This is a genomic window from Marinobacter sp. UBA2498 (genome assembly GCF_002341575.1).
Classification (GTDB): domain Bacteria; phylum Pseudomonadota; class Gammaproteobacteria; order Pseudomonadales; family Oleiphilaceae; genus Marinobacter; species Marinobacter manganoxydans.
Genome location: NZ_DDOI01000143.1, coordinates 20,770 through 24,455, shown reverse-complemented (window position 1 = coordinate 24,455; position 3,686 = coordinate 20,770). Strand labels below are relative to the sequence as shown.

The window sequence follows — 3,686 nt, the reverse complement described above, 5'->3', positions numbered from 1 at the left end:
CACCGCGGCGTAACCCCTTGATCAAACCTTCCAGGAGGCCCCAGAGCAGCGTAACCGCCAGCAGGAAAAGAAAGCCCAGATGAGGCGATGGGAGCCAGAACAGGGTAGCGCCGATGTAGACAGCCAGCAGTAGATAGCTGGCAATCCGCCAGCTGCGAGGCTCGTTGGGAGCCGCCTCGACCTGCCCCCGGAAAAGCCCGGCCGGCGCAGCAGCGAGGGCTCGAGCGAGTGCCGGCAGTGCAAACACGTAAGCAGTCAGAACACCGAACAGCCAGCTCAGAAGCAAGGGAACCAACCACAAGGAGAACCAGCCGCCGGCCCCATCGGGCCCCGCCAAAGCAAAGGCATCGCCCGCCAGGCTGATCGCCAGGGCGGAAAGCCCCAGCCCGATACCACCGCCAACTAGCCCCGCAAGGCTGCCCAATACACCAATCTGCAGGAGGTATATGCCGACAAGCGGTTTGCGACGCAGGCCAAGTGTTTGCAGGGTGGCAATTGTGCCCAGCTTTTCATCGAGGTAGGCGTGGATGCTGTTGGCAACGCCGAGGCCACCGATGAACAATGTCGTGAAAGCGATAAGGATGAGTGCTGTGGCAATCTGGTCCAGCCGCTCGGAAATCCGTTCGCTGCGCTCGGCAAACGTAGTGATTTCCCATCGCGCATCCGGGAATGCCTGCTCGAATTCCTCAAGCCAGGTATCGAGATTCTGCTCTGTTTGTACCCGGTATTCGTAATCCACGCGGCTACCCGGGCGAATCAACCCGGTTGCCTCCACGGCCTGCTCAGATATCATGATCGGCAGGCCGCGCCAATTGGCGTTCAGGCTCCGATCCGGCTGCTTCTGGATAAGACCGCTGATTCGAAAGGTGGCGGCGCCAATCTCAATCTGGTCGCCAACCGACTGGCCCAGGCGTTCTGCCAGCAATGGATCAATAATGGCGCCCCACTGCCCTTCTTTCTGGGCTGTAAGAACACCCAGGGGTTCATCCGGTGTCAGCTCCAACTCGCCGTAAAGGGGATAGAGGGCATCCAGAACCAGTATCTCGGCCCGGAAGAAGCCGTCACCGCCGCTTCCGCTTACGATGGTATCGAATTCCCGCACCAGCGAAATGTTGCCGGTAGCGCGAATCCATTCGAGCGCCTCATCGGGCAGAGGCTCGCTGGTATCCAGCTCCACATCGCCACCGAGCAGCGCCCGGGTATCTGCCAGCAAACTTTGCTCAATCACCCGGTACAGGCTGGCTGTGGCCGCGACAAGCGTGACGCCAAGAATCAGGCAGGCCAGGAAAATCTTCAGTGCAGAGATACGTGACCGCAGATCGGTGATCGCGAATCGGAGCATCCAGAGCGGGTTTGTGGAGCGTTCAGGAGGCATAGAGACGCCCACCGTCCATCCGGACCCTGTGCTGACAACGCTCGGCAACGCGCTCGTCGTGAGTCACCAGTACCAGCGTGGATTTGCTGTCCTTGTGCAAGTCGAACAGCAGAGAGAGCACTTTCTCACCGGTTTCGTGGTCCAGATTGCCTGTGGGCTCATCCCCCAACAACAGGCTTGGCTGATGAACCAGAGCCCGCGCGATCGCTACCCGTTGCTGCTCGCCGCCAGAGAGCTGCCCCGGGTAGTGCTGCAGCCGATGGCTGAGACCAACTGCCTCCAACATGGCGAGAGCTCGTTCCCGCGGCCTGGCCTCGCCGGCAATCTCAAGCGGCAGACTCACGTTTCCCAGGGCCGTGAGGCCAGGCAGCAGGTGAAAGGACTGGAAAATAATGCCAAGGTGCTCACTTCGCCAGTCGGCCAGAGCATTGGCGTCCATGTCGCCCAGGCGTTGATCGCCGACCAGAATTTCACCACTGGTCGGTCGCTGCAGGCCGGAGAGCAACAAAAGCAGGGACGTTTTCCCGCTACCAGAGGGGCCTGTGATTGCCAGTGTTTCTCCCGGGGGCACCATGAGGGAGGCATTTTTGAGTACAGCAACCTTGCCGGACTCTGTGGGGTACTCGAGAAAAATGTCGGTCATTTCAACACTGGTGGACACTGGCGCTCCTCTGGTTTGATGAATTTCCTGCTCTATTGCGTACTAGTAAATGATCGGCATCCGCATAAAGTTTAGAGTACGAACCGTTTTTAAGAGTGGCGCACTCACGTTTTTTGGCGCCTCCAAGGAAAAACAGGAGTCCTGACCATGACCGGACCGCTCGATGGCATCCGCATTATCGATCTGACAGCCATGATTTCCGGGCCTCTCGCGACCATGATACTGGCGGATCAGGGTGCCGAGGTTATCAAGATCGAGAATCCGGCGGGTGGAGACTTTACTCGCTCCGCGGCCAATCGGCAGGGCGATATGTCGGCGCTGTACCTCAACAACAACCGCAACAAGAAATCAGTGGCACTGAACCTGAAAGAAAAGGCAGGACGCGACGCGCTGCTTCGACTGGTGGCGTCGGCCGATGTCTTTGTGCAGAACTTCCGGCCGGGCGTCATTGAGCGGATGGGACTTGGCGAGGAGAAGCTGCGCAAGGTGGCCCCGAATCTCGTGATGGTATCAATCAGTGGCTTCGGTGATACCGGACCGTATTCCCAGCGACCGGTTTACGATCCGCTGATCCAGGGCCTCTCCGGATTAGCCACCGTGCAGGCCGGCGCCGATGAATTGCGTCCGCAACTGGTTAGGACCATCCTGCCCGACAAGCTCACCGGTGTAACCGCAGCCCAGGCGATTACCGCGGCTCTGTTCGCCCGGGAACGCACCGGGGAAAGCCAGCATGTCCGGCTGTCCATGCTGGACGCGATCATCGCGTTTCTCTGGAGCTCCGACATGGGCAGCCAGACCTTTGTTCACAGTGAGGTGCCACAGCAGGAGGCTGCGAGCCTTCAGGATCTCATCTATGAGACCACAACCGGCTACATCACCATTGCGGTTCAGAGCGATCGAGAGTGGCAAGCCCTTATTCGTGCTGTGGACCGCCCGGAGTGGGCGGAGGATCCAAGGTTCCTGACTGCCCGGCTGCGCCAGGAGAATATTGATGCGAGGCTGGAGCTGATCCAGTCGGTCATCAAAACCGATACGGCCGAACACTGGCTGGCAAGGCTTGAGGCCGAGCAAGTGCCCTGCGCCCCGGTGTTGACCCGCACTCAGGTACTCGACCATGCCCAGGTACTGGCCAACGATTTGCTCTCCCACTACGACCACCCCCAGGCCGGCCGACTCCGCCAGGCCAGGGCGCCGTCGCGATTCTCGGCCGCACCAGAGCAGCACTGGCAGGGAGCTCCGCGCCTTGGCGAGCAAACCGGCGAACTGCTGGCAGAGTGCGGGTATTCCGCCGAAGAAATCCAGGCGATGTGTGATTCTGGCATCGCAGCCGTGCCTGCCAAATAACATTCTGACGTCGCAAATCCACTGCAGCCGGACGATCAAATGCCCGTACCCGTAGTTCACCATCCAGACTACAGCTTCCCATTCCCGGCAAAGCACCGATTTCCCATGGAAAAATTCGGGCTCCTTGCCGATTACGCCCGCTCGAGAGGGCTTCTCACTCAAGCCAATAGCTTTCGCCCTGCCCCATGCCGGCAGGCGTGGCTGACCCGTACCCACTGCCCGGATTACCTCGCCCGTTTCGCCGGCGATCAACTCTCGGCGCGGGAGAAACGGCAGATGAATCTGCCCTGGAGCAAGGGCCTCGTC

General features: G+C 60.0%; 3 protein-coding genes and 1 pseudogene. 2 read left to right on the top strand and 2 right to left on the bottom strand.

Annotated elements, in window-relative coordinates; genetic code table 11:
• Both B2W52_RS19725 and B2W52_RS19720 read right to left on the bottom strand, forming a co-directional pair.
• The coding region (locus B2W52_RS19725) for an ABC transporter permease (protein ID WP_286803950.1) at positions 1-1,375 on the bottom strand (1,375 nt) is incomplete at its 3' end.
• A complete protein-coding gene (locus B2W52_RS19720; protein ID WP_206076561.1) occupies positions 1,365-2,018 on the bottom strand; it encodes an ABC transporter ATP-binding protein in 654 nt (217 codons plus the stop codon). The genes B2W52_RS19720 and B2W52_RS19725, both read right to left, overlap by 11 nt.
• A 165-nt stretch (positions 2,019-2,183) precedes the next feature.
• Here B2W52_RS19720 and B2W52_RS19715 point away from each other — a divergent pair, with 165 nt between their 5' ends.
• Both B2W52_RS19715 and B2W52_RS19710 read left to right on the top strand, forming a co-directional pair.
• Complete coding sequence (locus B2W52_RS19715) at positions 2,184-3,380, top strand: CaiB/BaiF CoA transferase family protein (RefSeq protein ID WP_273017885.1); 1,197 nt, start codon at positions 2,184-2,186, stop codon at positions 3,378-3,380.
• A 39-nt stretch (positions 3,381-3,419) separates the two neighbouring features.
• A pseudogene (locus B2W52_RS19710) lies at positions 3,420-3,686 on the top strand (histone deacetylase); the annotation flags it as partial.

Excerpts from the sequence above, each read along its gene's own strand:
- B2W52_RS19720 (WP_206076561.1), bottom strand. The coding sequence starts at position 2,018 with ATGACCGACATTTTTCTCGAGTACCCCACAGAGTCCGGCAAGGTTGCT.
- B2W52_RS19715 (WP_273017885.1), top strand. The coding sequence starts at position 2,184 with ATGACCGGACCGCTCGATGGCATCCGCATTATCGATCTGACAGCCATG.